At 58.7% G+C, this 4,017-nt stretch carries 7 protein-coding genes; 4 read left to right on the top strand and 3 right to left on the bottom strand.

Annotation, left to right across the window (positions count from 1 at the left end; all coding sequences use genetic code 11):
• Positions 1–95: 95 nt before the first annotated feature.
• On the top strand, positions 96–275 hold the full coding sequence (locus tag BLW02_RS19195) for a hypothetical protein (protein WP_092701684.1): 180 nt from the start codon (positions 96–98) through the stop codon (positions 273–275).
• A 32-nt stretch (positions 276–307) separates the two neighbouring features.
• On the opposite strand, the gene BLW02_RS19200 is transcribed toward BLW02_RS19195, so the two are convergent.
• From BLW02_RS19200 to BLW02_RS19210, 3 genes are all read right to left on the bottom strand, one after another.
• Positions 308–760 carry a helix-turn-helix domain-containing protein gene (locus tag BLW02_RS19200; protein WP_066784489.1) on the bottom strand — a complete coding sequence of 151 codons (453 nt, stop codon included), beginning with the start codon at positions 758–760 and terminating at the stop codon, positions 308–310.
• A gap of 223 nt (positions 761–983) precedes the next feature.
• Complete coding sequence (locus tag BLW02_RS19205) at positions 984–1,307, bottom strand: HU family DNA-binding protein (RefSeq protein ID WP_066784487.1); 324 nt, start codon at positions 1,305–1,307, stop codon at positions 984–986.
• 72 nt (positions 1,308–1,379) lie between these two features.
• Complete coding sequence (locus BLW02_RS19210) at positions 1,380–2,180, bottom strand: DNA/RNA non-specific endonuclease (protein ID WP_066784482.1); 801 nt, start codon at positions 2,178–2,180, stop codon at positions 1,380–1,382.
• A 300-nt stretch (positions 2,181–2,480) separates the two neighbouring features.
• Between BLW02_RS19210 and BLW02_RS19215 the strand changes: the two genes are divergently transcribed.
• The 3 genes from BLW02_RS19215 to BLW02_RS19225 all read left to right on the top strand — a co-directional run bounded on the left by BLW02_RS19215 (position 2,481) and on the right by BLW02_RS19225 (position 3,543).
• Entirely contained in the window at positions 2,481–2,789 is a 309-nt protein-coding gene (locus tag BLW02_RS19215) for a hypothetical protein (RefSeq protein ID WP_092701687.1), read from the top strand.
• 97 nt (positions 2,790–2,886) lie between these two features.
• On the top strand, positions 2,887–3,108 hold the full coding sequence (locus BLW02_RS19220; protein ID WP_092701690.1) for a hypothetical protein: 222 nt from the start codon (positions 2,887–2,889) through the stop codon (positions 3,106–3,108).
• Positions 3,109–3,171: 63 nt separating this feature from the next.
• Positions 3,172–3,543, top strand: coding sequence for a hypothetical protein (locus BLW02_RS19225; protein WP_233521205.1), 372 nt, complete (start codon positions 3,172–3,174; stop codon positions 3,541–3,543).
• Positions 3,544–4,017: the final 474 nt, after the last annotated feature.

A 4,017-nucleotide genomic window follows, 5' to 3' on the forward strand; every position in this document is an offset into this window, starting at 1 on the left:
GAAAGTCAATGAAATCAACGATCTACCAACACCACCTCCGCGCCAGTGCTAGCTTTTCGTACCGTCACTTATTGCACTGAAAACGAGGAGACCCCATGACCCGCGTGAGTGCTGCAGACAAGTGGCCGGACGCGGTAGAAGCCACGCGCAATCTGGCGCGTTTCTATGATGACCGCGCCAAATGGACGGATGTCCAACCCTACATGCAGTGCCTGTTTGAACTGGCGGATGAACGCAAGGACTCTTCACCAGGAGAGCCGTATCGTCGCCGCTGAGGGCTTGGTTGGGGCAACTTGCCCTCACCCACTCACTGCGGACTGAGCAATGCCAGAGCCTTGCGCTTGCCGAGCTTGAGCACCTGGGCAATGCGCTCTAGCTGCGCAGCCCGTGGGTGCACCCGACCTGATTCCCACTTGTAGACGGATAGCGATGACGCGCCCAGCAGCAGAGCCATCTCTTTCTGTGTGATGCCCAGCGCTGCTCGTTTTTCAACAAGGGTCTGTGCGTTGAACTGGATCTGTCTTGGCTTCTTGGATCCGGTTTCTTCGATCGCAGCTTTGGCTTTGGGCTCATCCGCTACTTTGATCTGGCGTCGAGAGGACTTGAGCTGAGAGGTCAGCGCCTTCACCTCGCGTTTCAATGCGGCGATCTCGGACCGATGGCTGGTGATGGCCTTGCGCATGCCCTGCAACTCGGGCTTGATTTCCTTGCGCGCCATGCGGGCAACTTCAGCGCGAAAGGCATTGGAAAAAGTGTTCATTGGCTCGATGGTAGCGTTTGTGTCGACACACCGACACACCGACACACCGACACACCGACACACCGACACACCGACGGACCGACGGACCGACGGACCGAGGGACCATCTGCCGAACTGGGTGGGCGGAGTCCATCGAACCAAACGGCCAAAACAAAACCGCCAGCGGCACTGGGCCCGTGGCGGTTTTGAATGCAGTCATGCGGTCAAATACGCTGCGGCTTACTTACTTACTTACTTGCCTGCCTGCCTTATCCGCCTTGCGCTTTGCAGCCTTGGGATCCACCACCGCCTTGAACTTGGCGCCCGCCACAAACTTCGGCACCGTGCTCGCAGGTATCTTCAGTGCTGCGCCAGTCGAAGGGTTCTTGCCCGTGCGTGCCGCACGCTTGGCGGACTTGAAGGTGCCAAAGCCCACCAGTTGAACGGCATCGCCCTTCTTCACGGCGGTCTGGATGGTGTCGATCAGAGTGTCCAGTACGGCATTGGCTGAGACCTTGGACAGATCATTCTTGGCGGCGAGGATGGCAACGAGGTCGGCACGGTTCATGGATGCTCACAATGCATAGAAGTTGAAAGGGCCGATTTATAACGCCCCCGCTGACACCTGGCTTGCGAAGACTCAATGCTGCAGCGCACTTTTTGGCAAAAACTCCACCCCCGTCCTCTTGACCAACTCCTGATAGCTGATCGGCCGACTCACTGTCTCACCTTCCCGGTTCTCTTGCCAATGCGCCCAGGCCCTTTGGGTGGTGACGTCATAGACCAGCTTGTACAAATAGGTGGGCACCTTCACCCCATTGGCGCCAATGCGAGGCCCACTGTCTGTGAACACCGGCCCGGTGATTACAAACACATCCCCTTTGGCCCTTCGCGCATAGCGCCGCGTATCTTGCTCAATCTTGTTCCAGGCGCCCCCGTTCTGTTGGGGGTTCTGGGGAACCATATTGGCCAGGCTGAAGCTTTGTGCCATCGCCGTTGGGGTAGGCATGTCCCCCGCAGGTGCCATGTGCCCGCGGCTGTACCCAGAGTTCTTGTAGTCCTCCAGTTCCGCTCGCTCACCACTGGGAAGTCGCGCATCGGCAAAGAACCGCTTGGCCCGCTTCTCATCGGCATCTTCCACACTCTGGCGGTTCAAGCGCTGCGCCACAAACACGGGCGTCCGGGTGGTACCACTGTGAAGCACGGCAAAGGCTTCATAACAAAGCTCCCGCAACTGAGGTCGGGGTGTGATTGCAGGGGGAACCCCATTCGCAAAAAACTGAGGGCACTGCGCAAAGCTGGTGGGCTGCGGTGTGAACAGGGCCCCACTGTCGAACTGCGGCGAGCGAGCCCAGGAGAGATTCGGACTGACACTGGCCAGAGACAGGACCAGCGCGGTGGCCAGGCGAACACGGCGTGGCCAAGAAAACAATCGGTTCACGGGAATGGAATGAGCAAAAACTGGAGTCCGATTGGAGCATCCTGGCCGCCCGATCTCAGGCTTGAATGGACGCAATTCGCAGGGATTTACAGTTGCTTGCACCCCTGAAAACCGTCACCCAAAAGGGCTCCAAGGGGGGAGCCAGTTTGCTTGGCTAACAGTGCTGGAAGAACACCTCCCATGGCAGCAGCACCCGCAAATCACAGCTTCACAACCAGTCCCCGAGGGTTCTTGCTGACATGTACTCTTCCAAAGAAAGCTGTATATTTGTACAGTACATCAACACATTGGAGAACTGCCATGGAAACCATCGAAACCACCTACACCGTCACCCTGCGGGACTACCCTGAAGAACTGCCCGCCAAGGAGCGCATTGCGGCCGAAACCCGCTACGCGAAAGTATTGGAAAAGCAACTGGGCGGACCAGAACAAGTGGCTGCGGCCCTGGACACTCTGAACAACTTGGAGGAGTCGCCCCCTGAGGTGGTGTCTCCCGGAGATCTCACCTTGCTCAAAGCCTGGGGCAAGGCGAGCACTGCAGCCAAGCAGGCGGGGTTCCGGGATCTGGGGGAAGGGGATGGGGCGTACTTCGAAGTACGGCTGGGATGAAGGTCGAGATCCGCTGCCGTTGGCGGAGATGTCGCAGGCGCGCCGGCGGGCCAGCACTCCGCATGCAGTCAGAAGCAGTGCGGGTTGAGGCGACACCATGACGATCAATTCACCTTGGAACTACCCGACGTTGCTCTGCACGCCGCCCTGGAAGATTGAGGGGATGTTCCAGACAGAGACCGTGTTGCCGCTGGAGCCTGAGGCGTACACGATCACCCAGGAAGGCGAGATCTGGCGGGTGACTGTGAAGCATTCGGGGTCGGTGCTATACGAGGGGTCTGGACCCGTGGAGTTGGTGGAGTCGCCTGCGCCGTTTTGAAGAATTGGGATTGCACAGTACCAAGTACCAGTTGTATGGTGCAACAGACAGCAAGGAGTCGATATGTCGATTGACCGCGCCAACTATCCAGGGGTACCAGAGGACTTTCCGGTGACTGCAGCTCTGTCTGCCGTTGCGGGCGCCCAGCCCAAGATGAGCCTGGTTGAGGAAGGCGGGGAGTTCTATTCCCCAGGCACTTCGCCGTCAGAGGTCATCGCTGCTTTCCAGATGTGTGACGATCTGGTCTCGCAGATGGTCCGGTACTGCCAGAGAAAACTCGCGACCTTTGAGGGGAATCAGGAGGCGACGGTGAAGGCTGCGTTGAAAGGCCTCCTGGCCAAGCGATGGTGCACCGACGCGCAGTGTGTGTGGATCATGCGCAGGGTGGTGGACGAACTGCAGTGGTCAGTGGGTGAGAGCGTTTGGGGCATCTAATGGCCACCCAATCTTCCGAGGTGAGTTTCAGTGCTCCAGAGCCTGGGGGGCATGACCATTTGCGAGATGGGGCGGCAGCGGAAGTGCACCAGGGCTACGAAGCCGACGACGGCCCTCTCTCGCCTGTGCAGATAGTGGCGGTGCAGGCGGCGGCCGATGAAGACCTGCCCAAGGGGGCTGTTGTCCGCAGAAGTTGTCTGTTTCCTTGGGTTGGACACGGAGTTGGTGAACCTGGTCGCCTCTGGCCAGAGTTCCAAAAAATGCGGGCTCTTTAAACGAACGTCCGCGTTACACAAAACACTGCAATAGCGGTCCAGAGACTGGCATCGCTCGATGTCGGCTCTGCAGCGTTATAGGGCTTGCTCCAAGGCATCGAGTACCCCGATGGCCAGGTCAAATTCCCCCACCCTTGGCCACCCCAAATTCCCCCAGGCAGGACGACCAGATTATGACGACTCGGGTGTGATGGCGATG

The sequence above is a fragment of the Acidovorax soli genome (genome assembly GCF_900107605.1).
GTDB lineage: Bacteria > Pseudomonadota > Gammaproteobacteria > Burkholderiales > Burkholderiaceae_C > Acidovorax > Acidovorax soli.

Excerpts from the sequence above, each read along its gene's own strand:
- BLW02_RS19205 (WP_066784487.1), bottom strand. The coding sequence starts at position 1,307 with ATGAACCGTGCCGACCTCGTTGCCATCCTCGCCGCCAAGAATGATCTG.
- BLW02_RS19220 (WP_092701690.1), top strand. The coding sequence starts at position 2,887 with ATGACGATCAATTCACCTTGGAACTACCCGACGTTGCTCTGCACGCCG.
- BLW02_RS19225 (WP_233521205.1), top strand. The coding sequence starts at position 3,172 with ATGTCGATTGACCGCGCCAACTATCCAGGGGTACCAGAGGACTTTCCG.
- BLW02_RS19215 (WP_092701687.1), top strand. The coding sequence starts at position 2,481 with ATGGAAACCATCGAAACCACCTACACCGTCACCCTGCGGGACTACCCT.
- BLW02_RS19200 (WP_066784489.1), bottom strand. The coding sequence starts at position 760 with ATGAACACTTTTTCCAATGCCTTTCGCGCTGAAGTTGCCCGCATGGCG.
- BLW02_RS19195 (WP_092701684.1), top strand. The coding sequence starts at position 96 with ATGACCCGCGTGAGTGCTGCAGACAAGTGGCCGGACGCGGTAGAAGCC.